The 16,833-nt window shown below is 70.7% G+C and carries 17 protein-coding genes; 4 read left to right on the top strand and 13 right to left on the bottom strand.

The window, feature by feature from the left end; genetic code table 11:
* Window positions 1–26 precede the first annotated feature (26 nt).
* On the bottom strand, window positions 27–881 hold the full coding sequence (locus SSMG_RS15600; RefSeq protein WP_009077340.1) for a glycosyltransferase family 2 protein: 855 nt from the start codon (window positions 879–881) through the stop codon (window positions 27–29).
* Window positions 878–1,747, bottom strand: a complete 870-nt coding sequence (locus SSMG_RS44310) for a polysaccharide pyruvyl transferase family protein (RefSeq protein ID WP_009077338.1) — start codon at window positions 1,745–1,747, stop codon at window positions 878–880. Before SSMG_RS44310 ends, SSMG_RS15600 begins: the two co-directional genes overlap by 4 nt.
* 62 nt (window positions 1,748–1,809) lie before the next feature.
* Between SSMG_RS44310 and SSMG_RS15590 the strand changes: the two genes are divergently transcribed.
* The gene (locus SSMG_RS15590; RefSeq protein ID WP_009077337.1) at window positions 1,810–2,754 is read left to right on the top strand and encodes an NAD-dependent epimerase/dehydratase family protein; all 945 of its coding nucleotides are present in this window, start codon (window positions 1,810–1,812) and stop codon (window positions 2,752–2,754) included.
* 135 nt (window positions 2,755–2,889) lie between these two features.
* Here the strand turns inward: SSMG_RS15590 and SSMG_RS15585 are convergent, their stop codons facing one another.
* The 4 genes from SSMG_RS15585 to SSMG_RS44775 all read right to left on the bottom strand — a co-directional run bounded on the left by SSMG_RS15585 (window position 2,890) and on the right by SSMG_RS44775 (window position 5,792).
* The gene (locus SSMG_RS15585; protein ID WP_037713787.1) at window positions 2,890–4,101 is read right to left on the bottom strand and encodes a glycosyltransferase; all 1,212 of its coding nucleotides are present in this window, start codon (window positions 4,099–4,101) and stop codon (window positions 2,890–2,892) included.
* Window positions 4,101–5,033, bottom strand: a complete 933-nt coding sequence (locus tag SSMG_RS15580) for a glycosyltransferase (RefSeq protein WP_009077334.1) — start codon at window positions 5,031–5,033, stop codon at window positions 4,101–4,103. The genes SSMG_RS15585 and SSMG_RS15580 overlap by 1 nt, the downstream gene beginning before the upstream one ends.
* A 60-nt stretch (window positions 5,034–5,093) precedes the next feature.
* Window positions 5,094–5,270: a hypothetical protein gene (locus SSMG_RS45385; protein ID WP_158688037.1), complete on the bottom strand. Its 177-nt coding sequence runs from the start codon at window positions 5,268–5,270 to the stop codon at window positions 5,094–5,096.
* A 72-nt stretch (window positions 5,271–5,342) separates the two neighbouring features.
* Window positions 5,343–5,792: a hypothetical protein gene (locus SSMG_RS44775; protein ID WP_050788195.1), complete on the bottom strand. Its 450-nt coding sequence runs from the start codon at window positions 5,790–5,792 to the stop codon at window positions 5,343–5,345.
* Window positions 5,793–5,917: 125 nt separating this feature from the next.
* On the opposite strand from SSMG_RS44775, the gene SSMG_RS15570 reads away from it, so the two are divergent.
* The gene (locus SSMG_RS15570) at window positions 5,918–8,302 is read left to right on the top strand and encodes a molybdopterin oxidoreductase family protein (protein ID WP_037713785.1); all 2,385 of its coding nucleotides are present in this window, start codon (window positions 5,918–5,920) and stop codon (window positions 8,300–8,302) included.
* A 6-nt stretch (window positions 8,303–8,308) separates the two neighbouring features.
* Here SSMG_RS15570 and SSMG_RS15565 read toward each other — a convergent pair whose 3' ends face one another.
* On the bottom strand, window positions 8,309–10,339 hold the full coding sequence (locus SSMG_RS15565) for a CocE/NonD family hydrolase (protein WP_009077330.1): 2,031 nt from the start codon (window positions 10,337–10,339) through the stop codon (window positions 8,309–8,311).
* 72 nt (window positions 10,340–10,411) lie between these two features.
* Here SSMG_RS15565 and SSMG_RS15560 point away from each other — a divergent pair, with 72 nt between their 5' ends.
* Window positions 10,412–11,302 carry an alpha/beta hydrolase fold domain-containing protein gene (locus SSMG_RS15560; protein WP_009077328.1) on the top strand — a complete coding sequence of 297 codons (891 nt, stop codon included), beginning with the start codon at window positions 10,412–10,414 and terminating at the stop codon, window positions 11,300–11,302.
* A gap of 75 nt (window positions 11,303–11,377) precedes the next feature.
* On the opposite strand, the gene SSMG_RS15555 is transcribed toward SSMG_RS15560, so the two are convergent.
* The 4 genes from SSMG_RS15555 to SSMG_RS15540 form a co-directional block, all read right to left on the bottom strand.
* Window positions 11,378–11,608 carry a DUF2188 domain-containing protein gene (locus SSMG_RS15555; RefSeq protein WP_009077327.1) on the bottom strand — a complete coding sequence of 77 codons (231 nt, stop codon included), beginning with the start codon at window positions 11,606–11,608 and terminating at the stop codon, window positions 11,378–11,380.
* A gap of 17 nt (window positions 11,609–11,625) precedes the next feature.
* Window positions 11,626–12,897: an acetyl-CoA carboxylase biotin carboxylase subunit family protein gene (locus SSMG_RS15550; protein WP_009077325.1), complete on the bottom strand. Its 1,272-nt coding sequence runs from the start codon at window positions 12,895–12,897 to the stop codon at window positions 11,626–11,628.
* 20 nt (window positions 12,898–12,917) lie between these two features.
* On the bottom strand, window positions 12,918–13,478 hold the full coding sequence (locus SSMG_RS15545) for a hemerythrin domain-containing protein (RefSeq protein ID WP_009077324.1): 561 nt from the start codon (window positions 13,476–13,478) through the stop codon (window positions 12,918–12,920).
* Between the two features lie 69 nt (window positions 13,479–13,547).
* Entirely contained in the window at window positions 13,548–14,015 is a 468-nt protein-coding gene (locus SSMG_RS15540; RefSeq protein WP_009077322.1) for a MarR family winged helix-turn-helix transcriptional regulator, read from the bottom strand.
* Window positions 14,016–14,090: 75 nt separating this feature from the next.
* On the opposite strand from SSMG_RS15540, the gene SSMG_RS15535 reads away from it, so the two are divergent.
* Window positions 14,091–14,948: an LLM class flavin-dependent oxidoreductase gene (locus SSMG_RS15535; RefSeq protein ID WP_009077321.1), complete on the top strand. Its 858-nt coding sequence runs from the start codon at window positions 14,091–14,093 to the stop codon at window positions 14,946–14,948.
* Window positions 14,949–14,991: 43 nt separating this feature from the next.
* On the opposite strand, the gene SSMG_RS15530 is transcribed toward SSMG_RS15535, so the two are convergent.
* Together SSMG_RS15530 and SSMG_RS15525 are read right to left on the bottom strand one after the other, a co-directional pair.
* The gene (locus tag SSMG_RS15530; RefSeq protein WP_009077319.1) at window positions 14,992–15,762 is read right to left on the bottom strand and encodes an aspartate/glutamate racemase family protein; all 771 of its coding nucleotides are present in this window, start codon (window positions 15,760–15,762) and stop codon (window positions 14,992–14,994) included.
* Window positions 15,759–16,805, bottom strand: coding sequence for a hypothetical protein (locus tag SSMG_RS15525; RefSeq protein WP_009077317.1), 1,047 nt, complete (start codon window positions 16,803–16,805; stop codon window positions 15,759–15,761). The genes SSMG_RS15530 and SSMG_RS15525 overlap by 4 nt, the downstream gene beginning before the upstream one ends.
* Between the last annotated feature and the right edge of the window lie 28 nt (window positions 16,806–16,833).

The raw sequence follows: 16,833 nt of genomic DNA, 5'->3' as shown, positions 1-16,833 counted from the left end.
GACCACAACGGACGTCCGGTCCATGCTCATCCCTCCGTCAGCCGGGCTTGTCGTTCGATCGCGGCGGGCAGCACCCGGCGGTGAGCCAGCGCGCGCGGCAGCCGGACCGCGGCGGCGGCCAGTGCGGCGAGCAGACCTGGGTTCCGACGCGCGTGGGTGAGCAGCCGCCGCAGCTGGGTCGCGCAGACGTCGGCTGGTCGTCGCTGCCAGCTGATGAGCAGTTGGTTCCGCGCTTCGGCTCGCTGTCGCCAGCCCGGCGAGGGGCGCGCGGAAGACGGGTGATGGTGGGCCACGACGTCTTCCGCGTAGCAGAGTTGCCAGCCCGCGGCGGCGAGATCGTAGGAGAGCAGCTGTTCCTCGGCTCCGAAGTGGAGCATCGGGCTGAATCCGCCGACCTGCAGGAACGCCGACCTGCGCACGATCGCGGAGCAGGCGAGGAACCCCAGCACGAGCGGGCCGGGCGCGTCCGGCGGAGTCCCCAATGGACTGTGGGCGAGGGCTGGCGTGATGGGGTCTTCGCGCTGGTGCGGGCCGACCAGGGTCCGGCCGGTGAGGAGGCCGAGCCGCGGGTGCGCGTCGAAGAGGTTTTCGGCGCGGCGCAGGGCGTCGGAGGCCCACCAGGAGTCGTCGTCGCTGAACGCGACATACGGCGTCTGAGCAGCGATGACGCCTTGGTTGCGCGCCGCAGCACCGTGATTGTGCGGGCTTCGGATCACCCGCACCTGCTCGAAGGAGGCCGCGACCTTCGCCGTGTCATCGGCAGAACCGTTGTCCAGGACGATTACGGGCGGCTTGGGGTCCATTGTGGACAGTTCACTGAGAGTGCGGGCCAGTTCGCCGGCCCGATTGCGGGTGGCCACGACGACGGTTGTCCGGTTCACGGCATTCCCTTGAGCGCGCCGACGAGTTCGGCGAGCGGTCCCGGGAACGGGTGTTCCGCGGCGGCCCGGGCGCGGGCTTCGGCGGAGCAGCACCAGTCGAACCACTTGTCGAGGTCGGCGCGGGCGGCGTCCGCGGGCAGGACGGCGGGCCAGCGCAGCGCGTGTGCCTGGGCGGTCACTTTGCCGCCGTGCGCGACGGGGTCGACGGCGAGCACCGGGATCCCCGCTTTGAGGCCGAGCGCGAGGCCGTGCAGCCGGGTGCTGACCAGCACGTCCATCCGGGACAGCGTGCTCACGAACTGGTCCGGGGTCGCGCAATGCCGCCAGTCGTCGGTGGCGAGGCGGGTGTCGAGCGGGACGCGGCCGCAGTCGAGGTCGCGCAGCCATTCGGCGAGGGTCGCGTGCACCGTGTCGTGGCGTCGGTCCGCGCCGTATTCGGGCTGGTCCGGCGCGAGCAGCACGCCGACTACCGGCGGTGCTTCGAGCCAGGCCGCCAGCGAGAGGTCCGCGGCGCAGGCGTCGCCGTCGTCGCGGGGGAGGACCAGGTCGAATCCGGTGACCGCCGGGTCGGCTGGATCGGGCACGGACACGCCGATCGCCAGCCGTCGGCAGTGCGCGTAACGCTGGTGCAACTCGCGCAGTTGCGTGCCGCGCAACGGTCCGCAGGCGAAGACGACGTGGGTGAACGCGTCCGGCTCGGCTTCGGCCAGGTGCGGGCCTTCGGGGCGGAACGCGGGGCTCCACACCGTCAGGTGGTCGACCCCGGCTTGAGTGAGGACGTCGCTCACCGCGCGCAAACTCAGCACGTCGCCCGCGGTGGCCTCGCCGCGGGCGAAACTCGCCCAGCCGGTCAGGAGTACTCGCATGCCCGGCGGTTACCCGTGAGTCGCGGTGGTTAACGCGGCGTGGCAAGGGTATCCCGCGCGACATGGCTTTCTCCCACGCGGTAGTCACCGGCGGAGCCGGATTCGTAGGCGCGCGGCTGTGCGCGAAACTGCTCGAAGAGGGCGCGAGAGTGACCGCAGTGGACAACCTCGCGACGGCCCGCCCCGGCGCGCTCGACGCCGTCGCCCGACATCCGCGGTTCCGGTTGCTGGAGCACGACGTGACCAGGCCGATCCCGGTCCCGGGGGCGGTCGACGTGGTGTTCCACCTGGCCTCGCCAGCGTCTCCCCGGGACTATTACCGGCTGCCGCTCGAGACGCTGCGCGTGGGTTCGGCCGGCACCGAGAACGCCCTCGCCGCGGCGCGCGGGGCACGGTTCGTTCTCGCGTCCACCAGCGAGGTGTACGGCGACCCGCTGCAGCATCCGCAGCGCGAAACCTATTGGGGCAACGTGAATCCGATCGGGCCGCGCAGTGTGTACGACGAGGCCAAACGCTATGCCGAGGCGTTGACCAGCGCGATGCGCCGGGAGAAGGGCGCGGACACCGGGATCGCGCGGATCTTCAACACCTACGGCCCCGGCATGCGAGCCGACGACGGGCGGATGGTGCCGTCCTTCATCACCAAGGCGCTCGCGGGGGAACCGCTGACCGTCGAAGGCAGCGGACGGCAGACGCGCTCGTTGTGTTATGTGGACGACACCGTCGACGGTTTGCTCGCGTTGGCGCGGTCGGGCTACCCCGGACCGGTGAATATCGGCAACCCGCATGAGCTTTCGGTGCGCGAGATCGCGGAACGGGTGATCGCGATTACCCAGTCGTCCTCGCGGATCGTGCATGTCGAGGCAGCGGTGGACGATCCGCGGCGGCGGTGCCCGGACATTTCGCTGGCCCGGCAAGTGCTCGGCTGGTCCCCGCGGGTCGCTGCGGGGGAGGGGTTGCGGCGGACGGTGGACTGGTTCGCGGCGCGGCAGGTCGCGGCTGCGTGAGACGGTGGTGGTGTCGGGGGAACGGCGACGTGCTCCCGCCTTCGCCGGGCGTTTTCTCCGATGATGCATGTCGACGCCGCGGTGCGAGCATTTCGCTGGCTCGGCAGGTCGCGGCCGCTTTCACGGACAAAACACCTACCGTGCCGCGGCCAGCCCAGACTCCCCTGCCGGCATCGCCTTCTCGTAGGCCCGGACGGTCTCCGCCGCGATCCGGTCCCACGAGTACCGTGCCCGGACCCGTTCCTGGCCCGCCGTCCCCAGTGCCTCCAGCTCGGCCGGCTCGTCCAGCAAAGCCCGCAGGCGGGCCGCCAGCCGGGCCGGGTCCCGGGGCGGCACCAGGCGGCCGGTGATCCCGTCGACCACCGTGTCCGTCAAACCGCCGACCGCGGCCGCCACGACCGGCACCCCGCACGCCATCGCTTCCAGCGGGACGATCCCGAACGGTTCGTACCACGGCGTGCACAGCACCGCGTCCGCCGAACGCAGCAGAGCTGGCATCTCAGCCCGGCTCACCTGACCTGCCAGCCGCACCCGGTCGGCCACCCCCAGCCGCTCCGCCAAGCGGCGCAGCCGCTGTGCCTCCGGATCCTGGGCGAGCGCGCCGGACGCCGGTCCGCCCGCGATGACCAGCTCCGTCTCCGGCACTCGCGGCAACGCGGCGATGGCCAGGTCGAATCCCTTGCGCGGCACCAGCCTCCCGACCGAAACCAGCCGCTTGGGCGCGGTCTTCGGCACCACCGGGCCGCCGACGCCGAACCGGTCCAGGTCGACCCCGCACGGCACCACCGAAATCCGCTGCCGCGGCACCCCTTGCCGGGCCAGTTCGAAGACCTCGTCCGAGCACGTCGCGACGATCCGGTCGACCTGCTTGCCGACCATCCGCTCCAGCCGCGCCCGCTCCGGCGGGCTCGTGTCGGCGTCGCCCTGGTGCCGCCGTTTCACCACGCCGAGCGCGTGAAACGTCTGCACCGCCGGCACCTTGGCCTCCCGCGCGGCCAAGACCGTCGCGATGCCGGACATCCAGAAGTGCGCGTGCGCCACGTCCGGCGGCTCCTCCGTCCACCGGTCGCGCAGCCAGCTGCCGAATTCGCCCATGTGCGGCAAAAGCTCGTCCTTCGGCAACCGGCGCGCGGGACCGGCCGGAACGTGCACCACGCGGTAGCCCGCCGGGGTCTCCACCGCGGCGGGAGCGTCCGGGTCGTCCCGTCGCGTGTACACCGTCACCTCATGGCCGCCGCGCACAAGCGCCGCGGAAAGGTCGGCGACGTGGACGTTCTGCCCGCCCGAGTCCTCCTCCCCCAGCGCGGCGAGCGGGCTGGCGTGCTCGGACACCATCGAGATCCTCATCAGACTCCTTCCGCAACGGGGACGGTTTCGGCGAGCAGGCGGTCCCACCGGGTCAGAAACGCGTCGAGACCGAAGTGCGCCAGTGCGTGTTCGCGGGCCGCTTTCCCGGCCAGCACGGCGAAATCGGGTTCGTGCACCAGCTCGCGAAACCGCCGCGCGAGCACTTCGATGTCGGCGGAGCACACCCCGGCGTCCGGGGGCACCGCCGAAGGAGCCTCCGTGGAGGCCACCGCGACGATCGGCATCCCCAGATGCATCGCTTCCAGCAGCGACAGGCCGAGCGACGTCCAGCGCGCGGTGTGCAGGTACACGCGGTGCCGGGCGAGTTCGTCGTGCAGCCGGGGCGGACGCACGTCGCCCTGCCCGCCGGGCAGGCCGTCGGTGCCCATGCCGAACACGTTCACCGGCGCGATCTCGCGGAACGCGGGCAGCAGATCGGCCCCGGTGACGCGGGCGCGGCGGCGCGGTTCGTTGATCATCGCCGCGCCCGCGGGCAGTTCGCCGGTGTAGCGCTCGCCCGGGTCCGGGATGCCGTGCGGGATGACGACCACCGGGGCGAGCCCGTTGTCCCACATCAGCGCGTTGTACGAGGTGACGTGCACGATCGGCACCGCGTCCTGTCCGGCCATCGGATGCTGCGAGACCGCGGCGCCGTGCCGGGGCGCGTTGTGCTCGACGTACACCATCGGCACCCGCGAACCCAGCTGCGGCCGGACGAACGCGGCCTCCTCCGGCCGCTGCAGCACGACCACGTCCGGCTCGGCGTCCGCGAGCCGGTCGACGGGGACCTCGGTCACCGAAGGCCAGTCCCGTCCCGCCCGGCCCAGCCCCCACGGAGCGCCCTCGGGGCCCGCCGGGACGAAATACTCGTGCCGGCCGCGCACGAACGCGTCGGTCCACGACCCGTGGACGTGCCAGAGCAAGATCTTCATGGGCCTTGGCTTATCCGCGCGGAATCGACGTTAAACCAGGCCTCGTGCGGGGTATCCCGGTCAGCTTTCGCCGCGGAAATTGTCGCCCGACTGGGGATGCCCCCGCTTCGACCGCCCTTCCTCGTCCTCGAGGGGACTCTGCGGGTCCGGCCGCCGGGGCGGGCGTCCTTCGTCTTCGTCCACCCGCGTACGGCGCGGATTCGCCGCCTTCTGCTCCGAATGTCGTTCGTCGGTCATGCCGCCTCCAACACGGTTTTGAGCCGTCCTCGACGCCCGTGCGCACGAGGAACCCGTTCGCTCCGCCTCGAGTCACCAGTCCGGGCGGCGCACCGCGGGAAGCCGGTCCAGCGTCGCCGCCACCGCCGCGGCCACCCGCGGTTCGCTCAGCGGAGCACCCGCCGGGCCGTGCGGAAGCACCTCGACCTCGACCCCGGCCTCGCGGGCCGAGGCGACGCGGTTGCCGTACGCGGCGAACCACTCGCGGGACGCGCGCCCGTCGCCCTCCGGGTCAGGCCCGACGAGCAGCACTGAGCGCACCGCGTCCGGGTGCTGTTCGGCCAGCCGCAACGCGACCGGCACCAGCTGGCCGCCCGCCACGACGTCGGCCAGCGGCTTGGCCTCGGCGGCCTGCTCGAGCAGCGCCGGGGCCCGATCCGGCGGGCAAGCCACGATCCGGTGCTCCGGAGCCGCCTGCCGCCAGCCCGGCGGGGCCTCGTCGCTGGCGCCTTCGTCCAGGACCACGAGCATCCGCTCAGTCATCTGCCAGGACCTCCTTCGCGCGGCTCCTCCCGGCGGCGTACCCGGGGGGTCCGGCGCGAAACCCCGAGTTTGGCCGTCGCCTGCCGGGGTACCCGCGCGGGTCGGGCCGAGAGAACGGAGACAAGGTGCGGGACGGGATCGCCGAACCATGGGGCACGCGTACACCGTACGGTCCGGGCGAGGACTGGCCCGTGCGCGTGGACTGCCATCTCGCGGACGGCTTGGAGGTGGGCGAGGTCGACCGCTGGGTCCGTTCGGCCGCTGTCCTGCACTCGAACGGCGACGGGCTGGACATCGCGGTGAAGGACGGCCGCATCGCGGGCGTCCGGGGAAGGGCCGACGATCGCGTCAACCGCGGACGGCTCGACCCGAAAGACCTCTTCGGCTGGCAGGCCAACAACGCGCCGGACCGGCTGCGCACGCCGCTGGTGCGCGACCATGGCGTGCTCCGTGAGTCCACTTGGGACGAAGCGATGGACCGGATCGTCCAGCGCAGCCGCGAATTGCTCGACACCGACGGTCCCGGGTCGCTCGGTTTCTACACCAGCGGACAGCTTTTCGCCGAGGAGTACTACACGCTGGCCGCGATCGCGCGCGGCGGCCTCGGCACGAACCACCTCGACGGCAACACCCGGCTGTGCACCGCGACCGCGGGCGAATCGCTGAAGGAAAGCTTCGGCTGCGACGGCCAGCCGTCCTCCTACACCGACCTCGACCACGCCGACGTCATCGCGCTGTTCGGGCACAACGTCGCCGCGACCCAGCCGGTGCTGTGGTCTCGCATCCTCGACCGGCTCGCCGGTCCGCAACCTCCGCGGCTGCTGTGCGTCGATCCTCGGAAGACTCCGGTCGCGGAAGCCGCGGAGCTGCATCTGGCCCCGCTGCCCGGGACGAACGTCGCTCTGCTGAACGGGATCCTGCACGAGGTCGTCCGCCACGGCTGGTGTGACGACGCCTGGGTCGACCGGCATACCGTCGGTTACGACGATCTCGTCAAGATCGTCCGCGATTACCCGCCCGAGCGCGCGGCGTCGATCTGCGGGGTCCCGGCCGACGAGATCCGGGCGGCCGCGAGGCTGGTCGGGACGACGGATCGGCTGCTGTGCACCGTGCTGCAAGGCTTCTACCAATCGCACCAGGCGACCGCCGCCGCCGTGCAGGTGAACAATCTCGTGCTGCTGCGCGGAATGCTGGGCAAACCCGGCTGCGGCGTGCTGCAGATGAACGGCCAGCCGACCGCCGAGAACACCCGCGAATGCGGGGCCGACGGCGATCTCACCGGGTTCCGGAACTGGAACAACGACGCGCACGTGGCCCAGCTCGCGGAGCTGTGGAACGTGCCGGCGGAGCAGATCCCGCACGACGGCCCGCCGACCCACCTGATGAAGATGCTCGACCTCGCCGAGAGCGGCGACCTGCGGTTCTGGTGGATTTCCGCGACCAACCCGGCGGTGTCGCTGCCCGAACTCGCGCGGGTCCGGAAGATTCTGGGCCAGGACCGCCTGTTCCTCGTCGTGCAGGACGCGTTCCGCACCGAGACCGCGGAATTCGCCGACGTGGTCCTGCCCGCGGCGATGTGGGGCGAGAAAACCGGGACCTTCACGAACGCCGACCGCACCGTGCATCTGTCCGAGAAGGCAGTCGACCCGCCCGGACAAGCGCGGCCGGACCTCGACATTTTCCTCGATTACGCGCGCCGGATGGATCTCCGCGACCGCGACGGCGCCGCCTTCCCGCCATGGCACGACGCCGAATCCGCCTACGCGGCTTGGCAAAAGGCTTCCGCCGGACGCCCTTGCGACTACAGTGGACTGTCCTATGAGAAGCTCCGGGTGGTCAGCGGAGTCCAGTGGCCAGTCGACGAAGCGCATCCGGACGGCACCGAACGCCTTTACGCCGACGGGAAGTTCTTCGCCGATCCGGACTATTGCGAGGAATACGGCAAGGACCTGAACACCGGCGAGCCGGTCAAGCCGGAGGAATACCGCGAGTACAACCCGGACGGCAAAGCCATGCTGAAGGGCGCCGAGTACCTGGTGCCGACCGAACCGCCCAGCGCCGAGTACCCGTTCGCGCTGATCACCGGGCGGACGCTGTACCACTTCCACACCCGCACGAAGACCGGCCGCGCGCCGCAGCTGGAAACGGCCGCCCCGGAGGTTTGGGTCGAACTGTCCGGCCAGGACGCCGAACGAGCCGGGATCGCCGAGGGCGACCTGATCGAGATCCGCACCCCGCGCGGGCGCGTCCGCGCTCAAGCGCGCCCGTGCGGGATCCGCGAGGGGGTGCTGTTCCTGCCCTTCCACTACGGCTACTGGGACACCGCCGACCCGACCGGTGCGGACGGCGTCCGCGCGGCCAACGAGCTGACCATCACGGACTGGGATCCGGCGTCGAAGCAGCCGCTGTTCAAGACAGCCGCCGCGGCGCTGCGCAAGGTCTCCGACGGGATCGCGAAGAAGCCCGTCGCGCTGGGCAACCGGGCGGTGTCCGAACAGCTCGTCGAGTAACCCCGGTCAGAGCAGATCGCGAGGCACCCTCCGATGCCAATTCCGCGACACCAGCCGCCGGTCCCCCTCGTACCCGTCCAGCCGGGCGTCGATCACGAACTCGTCCCGCGTGCAGCTCACCCGCGTGTACGTCTCCGTCCGCACCCGCCAATCGCCCCGCTCGAACGTGACCGTCCATGAGGTTTCCGCGGCCGGGGAACAGAAATCGTCCGCCACCCACGTGTAACGCTCGTGCACGTCCCGGGTGATCTCCAGGTCGATGTCGTCGTACCGGATCGTGCCCGAATTCTTCACCACGTCCAGCGCCGAACGGTAGTCGACCAGATCCCGCGAGACCGTCCACTTCTGCTCCGGCCGGCTCACCTGCGTGGTCGGCAGCGGCGGCGTCCCCTCCGGTTCGCCGAACTCGTCCGGGGCGACCTCGTCCGGCTCGCCGGTCGGCCGCACCGGCAAAGTCAGCGCGCTCGCGCCGGTCCGCACGGAAAGCGTGACCGGTTCCGGCGGCGGCCAGGCGAGCGGCCAGTACGAAGTGGACAGTGCGAGCCGGATCCGGTGCCCGGCCGGAAACGCTTGCGCCACCCCGTTCAGTTCGAAGTCCACAGTGCACTCTTCGCCCGGGGCGAGCGGCTGAGGGTTCTCGTGCCCGTCCCGGTGCGTGAGGTTCAGCAGCCCGTACGTCACCCGCGTCGCCCGGCCGTCCGGGGCGACGTCCGACAGCCGCGCGGCCACCATCGCCACCGGCCGGTCCGCCGAAACCCGCAGCCGAACCCGTGGCGCGCCAAGGATTTCACAACGCTCGGTGAGCACGTCGGTGTCGAACACGAGCGACCCGCCGTCCTCCTCGCGCTGGTCGTACGGCAGGTCCGGCGGCGCGCTGTACGACGCCCACTTCCCGGCGAACTGCCCGACCGACAACGGCGAAGACACCCTCAGCGTCTCCTCTTCGACCGGCTCGCCGGGCCGCGCGAGCCGATGCGGCTCAAGGGCGTACTCCGTCGGCCGGACATGCGGCGAGGGCCATTCCGCCTCCCCGACCCAGCGCCCGGGACGGTCCTCATAGGACGTCGACGGCGGCACGCTCTCCTGCATCCACGTGCGCAGGACCGGACCGTCCATCACGCCGTTGTCCGCGTTCTTGAGCCAATGGTCCCACCAGCGCACGACTTCCTGCAGGTACCCGATCGCCGGCCCGGGTTCGCCGAGGTGCGGGTACTTGTGCGACCACGGCCCGATCAAGCCTCGGCACGGCACGTCGAGATGCGCCAGCAGCCGGGTGACCGCGTTGGAATACCCGTCAGCCCAGCCGCTCGAGGCCAGCACCGGGCACTGCACGCCGGAGTAGTCCTCGGAAACCGAAGCGTGCCGCCAGTAACTGTCGCGCCGCTGGTGGCGCAGCCACTGTTCGGCCCACAGGCTGCAGTTTTCCAGCCGCTCCCGCCACATGTCGCGCCAGCGGTCCCCCACCAGCGCCGGGTCGGGCGGCATCGTGGCTTCGCCGAACATCGTGCCGGACTCGGCGATGTTGTCCGACAGCAAGCAGCCGCCCATGTAATGCATGTCGTCGGCGAACCGGTCGTCGGTGAACGAGGAGATGACGATCGCGCCGAGGCTCGGCGGTTTCCGCGCCGCGACCTGCAGCGCGGCGAACCCGCCCCAGGAAAGGCCCATCATCCCGGTGCGCCCGTCGCACCACGGCCGGTCGGCGAGCCAGGCCAGCACGTCCTCGGCGTCTTGCTGTTCCTGCTCCAGGTACTCGTCCGCGAGCACGCCCTCCGATTCCCCGGAGCCGCGCAGGTCGACGCGCACGCAGGCGTACCCGTGCCCGGCCAGATAAGGGTGGTGGATCGAGTCGCGGACGGAGGTCAGATCTCGCTTGCGGTACGGGATGTACTCGACGATCCCCGGCACAGGCAGCGCTTCCGATCCGGCGGGCCGCCAGATCCGCGCCGCCAGCCGGGTGCCGTCCGAAACCGGGATCCGGACGTCCTCGTCCTCGATGATCTCGTACGGCAGCGAGGGAAGAGCGCGCGTGATCATGTCTGCCGGGTACCCGGCACCGCGCGGGTGAAACGGTGTTGCCCGCAGCGGGAGAACGGGTACCCGTCGCGCATGATCAGTATGAAAGCCCAGCTGTATCAAGCGTACCTGCGCGTGACGCGGCAGAAGGCCTTCTACGACGACGCGCGCGTGCTGCACCAGCGCCTGCACCGCCACCAGCGGCCGTCGCAAGCCCGGCCGCCGCGGAAGCTGCGCAAGCACTTCGATCTCGAGCACCGCGAGGTGCACGGGTTCGCGTGCTGGACCGTGCGGCCGCGGGCGAAGGCCGGGCTGCATGTCTTCCACCTGCACGGCGGCGGCTACGTCGAGGAAATCGAATCACAGCACTGGGAATTCGCCGCCGACCTGGTGCGCCGGCTCGGCTGCACGGTCACGCTGCCGATCTACCCGCTCGTCCCGCGGCACAGCAACGTCGAGACGATCCCCATGGTGCAAGCCGCCTTCGAGCAAACGCTTGGCGCCGAACCCGCCGAAAACACCGTCCTGTCCGGCGATTCCGCCGGGGCCGCCCTAGCGCTGGCGGTCGCGCAGCGGCTCCGCGACGAGGGCCGTCCGCAGCCGAAACAGACGGTCCTGATCTCGCCGTGGCTGGACGTGACGCTGGAAGACCCGATTTCGGTCGTACTGGACGAACACGACCCGATGCTCGGCATCACCGGCCTGCGCGAGGCGGGCAAGATGTACGCCGAGGGCACAGACCCGCACGACCCGCGGATCAGCCCGTTGTACGCGGACCTCACCGGGCTCGGCCCGTTCAGTCTGTTCATCGGCACCCGCGACGTGCTCCTGCCGGACGCGCGCCGCTTCGCCGACCGCGCCCGCGACGCCGGGATCGACGTCGATTACGCCGAGTATCCCGGCATGTTCCACAACTGGCTCATGCAGCAGATCCCCGAGGGCCGCCAGGCGCGCAACCACCTCGAACGCATCCTCCGCCGCTAGCCGCCGAAACCGCGCCACGACGGCTGGCCGCGACGACCAATCCAGCTGTCGTCGCGGCCGGCCGTCGTCCCGGCCTCACTCCAACGGCAGCGGCACGCCGCGACGACTGGTCCGGTAGTCGTCGCGGCTGGCCACTGTCCCGTCCTCCGCGCGGACAGTGTGGACAGACCGCCGGGCCTTCGCCATATGCCGCCCCGTTTTCACCGCTTCCGCACGGGACTTCGCCGTGTTCGCCGCGCGCTGGTGCCCCTCCACGCGGTTCTTCCACAGCTGGTTCTCATACAGCGTCTCGACGTCGCCCTCCACCGTCCTGTCCCTCCTGGTCAGTCCTCGAATTCGAACCGCAGCCGCTCGCGGCACTTGTCGTACTTGGCCTCGAGCTCGTCCTCGGTGTCCGCGCCGATGATCAGCTCCGCCAGCTCGAACGAGTAGCTGTCCTGCTCCGGCAGCTCCGAAAGCCGCTGGCCTTCCTCCGGGGTGACCGAAATCGTCGTGCCGCCGAGTTCCTCGCACAGCGCGGCGATCTCGGCCTGGGTCGGAATCCGGGTCACCACCGCGTCGCCGTCGAAGCGGCGCAGGTAGCAGCGGCCGGCGATGCGGTACCGCCCGCTGCCGCGCGGGAAGTCCGGTTCCTGGCCGAGCCCCAGCCGCACCATGATCTCGTGGTTGGCCACCCCGTCGACCAGCTCGAACAGCTCCGCGTGCGACTGCGAGTGCCGCGGGTTGATCTCCAGCAGGCACACCTGCCCGGACCGCAGGTCGCAGAAGAACTCGATGCTGAAGGTGCCGTTCTCGAAACCGACCTGGCGCATCACGCGCTCGGCGACGTCGAACATCCGCCGGACCGTCTCGTCCGGCAGCTGCGACGGGTACTGGTGCCGCAGAAACGAGGACCGGCCGGGGAAATCGACCGAATCCAGAGCGGCGTACATGCGCACCTCGCCCTTCCAGACGTACCCCTCGACCGCCGCCTGCACCCCGTGCAGCTCGGATTCGGCGAGGCACGCGGCCCCGCCGACCTCGGCGATCTCCGGGGGCAGGTCGACCTGGCGCAGCACGTCCTCGAACGGGTCCCCGACCCGCCCGACACCCGCCCGCAGTTCCTCGACGGCATCCGCGAAACCCTGCTTGTCCCGCACGTGGAACGCCAGTTCCGACGAGAATCCCTTGACCGGCTTCAGCCACATCGGGAAGTCCACCCCCGGCGGCGGCTGCGGGTCCCCGTCCAGGTCGACGACGCCGAACGGGGGCAGTTCGTCGATCACCTTCCGCTGTTCGAGCCTGCTCCAGTACTTGTGCTCGCATTTGAGCACCGCGGGGAGCGGCACGTGCGGGAGCCCGTGCTCCTCGCACAGCAGCGGGGCCATGGTCGCGGCCGGGAAGTCCCAATAGGACACGATCGCGGCGGGTTCGCCGTCGAAATCGTCCAGCTGCTGGCAGGCCTTCTTCATCAGGTCCGCGAAGTCGATCTCGCCGTGCTGCAGCTCGTCGGGGCTGAGCAGCGGGCGGAACCGCAGCCCGGCCGCCGACGGGAGTCTTTTCAGGATGCGCTCGTTCTCCTCGTCAAGACCGAGCACGAACACGTCGTCAGTCATCGTTCAGCTCTTCCGTCCAGTCAGCTCTTCCGCCCGGTCAGCGCGTCGCGGATCTTGTCGACGAACGCCGCGCCCGGCGCGAGGACCAGGTTCGCCGGCGGGGTGCTCGGCGCGTGCGGATGCGGCCGGGTCGGCGCGATCTTCTTCGCCGCCAGCACCTGTTCGCCCAGCCGGTCCAGCTCCTCGGCCGAACACGCCTCGCGCAGCCGCGGCAGCAGGTCGTTTTCCTCGTCCTTGATGTGGTGGCGGACGTCGGCGATCAGCTTGCCGAGCAGCTCCTCGAACTCCGGTTCGCCGGGGTTCTTGCGCTCGAGCTGCTTCATCACCTTCTCCGCCTCGGCATGCTCCTCGATCTCGTGGTCGGCGATCTTGTCGCCGTCGTCGAGGTGCTTGCGCGCGGCCGGGTACATGAGCTGCTCTTCCGCGACCGAATGCCGGACCAGCTCGGCGATCACGTGGTCGACCACGTCTTTCCGGTTGCCCGCCTCGGGTTCGGCCTCGAGTTCGGCGAACACCCGCTCGACGTCGCGATGGTCGTCGGTGATCACGGTGATGAGATCGGTTCGGGTGGGTGCGGCCATGCTGCCTCCTCGGGTGTCGGGAAACCCTCGGTTACCCGTTGCGCCGCACCGCAACCACCCGAAGCGGAACTACCCGGCCGCGCCGGCTCCCGAGCGCGCCCGGGCGTCGGCGACCACCACCCGCCGCAGCAGGGAAATCAGGGTCTCGCGTTCCGATGCGGACAGTTCGGCGAGGAACACGTCCTGCGAGCGGCTCGCCTCGGCCTTCAGCTCGCGCGTCAGTGCCTTCCCGGCCTCGGTGAGCGCGACGCGGTGGCGCCGCCGGTCGGCCGAGTCGCGTTCGCGGCCGACGAGGGACCGGCGTTCCAGTTCGTCGAGGTATCCCACCAGGTGGCTGCGGTTGAGACCGAGCCGGTCGGCGAGCGCGTGCTGCGCCAGCGGCCCGAAGTCGGAAAGCCCGGCCAGCACGGCGAAATGCGGCAGCCGGAGGCCGTACGTCTCGAGCGCGTCGGCCAGCTCGCGGCGCCCGATCCGCGCGACGTGCCCGGCCAGGTACGAGGGCAGCGCGAGCAGGGTCGGCGGGCGCAGTTCGTCCATGCCGGGATCCTACCCGCTGGACAGCTATCGTTCCGTCAGGTAATCATGTCGTCATGACACGATTCCGGGCCGCCCATGCCTGACTACGGCCACGACCTCCAGTTCGGCGTCATCCTCCTGCCGGAAGCCGCCAGTCCCGACACCGTCACGAGGCTCGCTGAAGCCGCCGACACCGCCGGGCTCGACCTGCTCAGCGTCCCCGACCATCCGTACCGGCCAGACCTGCTCGACGCGTGGACCGTCCTGAGCGTCGTCGCGGCGCGCACCGAGCGGCTGCGCGTGTTCCCCAACGTCGCGAACCTGCCTCTGCGCCCGCCCGCGGTGCTCGCGCGCTCGGCGGCAAGCCTCGACCTGCTCAGCGGCGGCCGCGCCGAACTCGCCCTCGGCGCCGGCGCGTACTGGGACGAGATCGAAGCGCAGGGCGGTCCGCGGTACACGCCCGGCGAGGCCTTCGCCGCGCTCGCGGAAGCGATCGACGTCATCCGTGCACTGTGGACACCCGGGCCGCCCGCCACTGTGTCCGGCACTCGTCATCGGCTCACCGGCACGCCGCCGGGCCCGTTCCCGGTGCACCGCATGGAGATCTGGCTCGGCGCGCTCGGCCCGCGAATGCTGCGCCTGATCGGCCGGGTTGCGGACGGCTGGCTGCCGAGCAGGACCCGCATCCCGCCGGACCGGCTGCCCGCCGCGAACGCGATCATCGACGAGGCGGCCCGGAAGGCAGGCCGCTCCCCTGCCGAGATCCGGCGGCTGTACAACCTGCCGGGGATTCCGTCCGGCAGCACCGACGCCTGGGCCGAGCAGCTGGCCGAACTGGCGCTCACGCACGGGATGAGCGCGTTTCTCTTGTCGGTGGATTCCGCCGACGCGATCCGATTGTTCGCGCGGGAGGTCGCGTCTCGGGTCCGGGAGCTGGTGTCCGCTCGGCGGTGAAGGCGAACCCCGAGGGCCGACGCTGCCCTCGGGGTTCCGCGGATCAAGCAGCCTGCGCCGCCGAAACCTTCCCGCTCAGCAAATGCCCCGCGCCCGGTACCTCCGGCCGCACGCCCAGCTCGCTGAGGATCCGGAACGTCGTGGCCGTGGCCGCCGAGAGCACCGGGATCCCCACCGCGTCCTGGACCGGCTGGATCGACGGCAGCGAAGGCATCTGCACGCACGCCGACAACACCAGCGCGTCCGCCCGCGAAAGATCCAGTTTCCGGTAGTGCTCCAGCAAATCCGCCGGATCCAGCCGCGCCACCGCCAGGTTGTCCGGCACCTCCAGCGAAAGCGAATCGACCACCTCGACGCCCGCGTCCTCCAGGTACTCGATCACCGCCTGAGTCAACGGCATCAGATACGGCGTCACGATCGCGACCCGCTTCGCCTCCAGCGCGGCGATCCCGGACAGGAGCGCACCTGCCGACGAAACCACTGGCGCGTCGGAACCTTCCGCGCGCAACGCCGACGTGATCGACTCCTCGGCGGTGCAGTGATAACCCGGTCCCTGCGCCATGATCGCGACCAGGCACGCGGTCGCCACGACGCCCGGCCGCGCGTCGGCCAGTTCGGTCGCCGCGCGTTCCGCCTGGGCGTTCATCGCGCGCAACTGCTCGGGCGTCACGTGCTGCATCCGCGCGCGGGCCGAGTGGAAGACGAACCGGTCCTCCGGGTACCGCTCCTCGCGGGCGCGCAGCATCCGCGGCAGCTCGGTTTCCATGGTCAGGTTGGAACTCGGGACGATCATCCCGATGTGGTGGTCGGTCATCGCTTCGCCGCCGGGCGCATGTCCTTCACGGTCAGCTCGCCCGCGTCGACGATCAGCTCGTCGTCGAGGTACAGGCTGTTGCCGCGCATCGGGATGTCGAAGTGGCACGCCGTGTCGTTCGGGCCGCCGAGTTCGTTGTTCGGGCCGATCGAGAACATCACGTTGCCGTAGAAGCTGCGCAGCTCCATGCCCATGCCGCCGGGGAACTGGGTGAGTCCGTGCCAGTGCGCCCGCTCGTCGAGGCCCCAGCCGACGTGCGACATGCCGTAGCCGCGCGGGTCGTGGAAGGACTCGATGTAGCTGCGCAGCAGGTCCGCGTCGAGGCCGGACGAGCCCGCGCCGCCGCGGATGTCCTGGATGAAGCCCTTTTCGATGATCAGCTCGACCGGCGTCTGCACGTAGGTGTTGAACGGCAGCAGCACGTCGCCGGGCGCGAGCACGATCTTGCCGTCCACGCCGTCGTCGGAACCGCCGGTGAACACGAACGCGGCGGGCCAGTGGTCCCAGCGGCCCGGCTGGTCGGTGTAGCCGTACTCGCTCATCGTCGGGTACACGCCCAGCTGGTAGGTCACGTCCGTCCCGTGCGGACTGGTGATCCGCATGGTCTTGGCCTTGGCCAGCAGCTCCGCGCCGATCTCGACGCGCTCGCGCAGTTCCTTCGTCGGCATCAGCCGGGCCAGCAGCTCGGGCGGTTCGACGGCGGTCAGGATCCGCGTCCCGGCGGCCTGGATCGCGAACTGCTCCTCGCTGAACAGCAGGAACGTGCAGTCCACGACCATGTCGGCGGCCTTCAGCGCGTCGACGGCGAGCGGCAGCTGGTCAAGACCGGACTGCCCGACCGCCCACGCGCCGGAAGCGCTCGCCGGCGACGGCAGCCGCAGGTGATAGGCCGCCGCGCCGAGCTGCTGAGCGGCCCAGAGGAACGCGTCCGCGTACTCGGCGCGCTCGTGGCCGCGCGTCAGCACGACGACCGTCTCCCCCTCGTGCACGCCGGAAAAAGTCAGCTGGCGCAAGCAGATGTCGTTGAACAGGTTCTGGTCCATGGCGACCTCCTTGATTGTCCGAATACGG

Origin of the sequence: Streptomyces sp. AA4 (assembly GCF_000158875.1) — a bacterium.
GTDB lineage: Bacteria > Actinomycetota > Actinomycetes > Mycobacteriales > Pseudonocardiaceae > Amycolatopsis.
The sequence above is the reverse complement of the archived record's forward strand: the minus strand, read 5'-3'. Positions and strand labels throughout refer to the sequence as shown.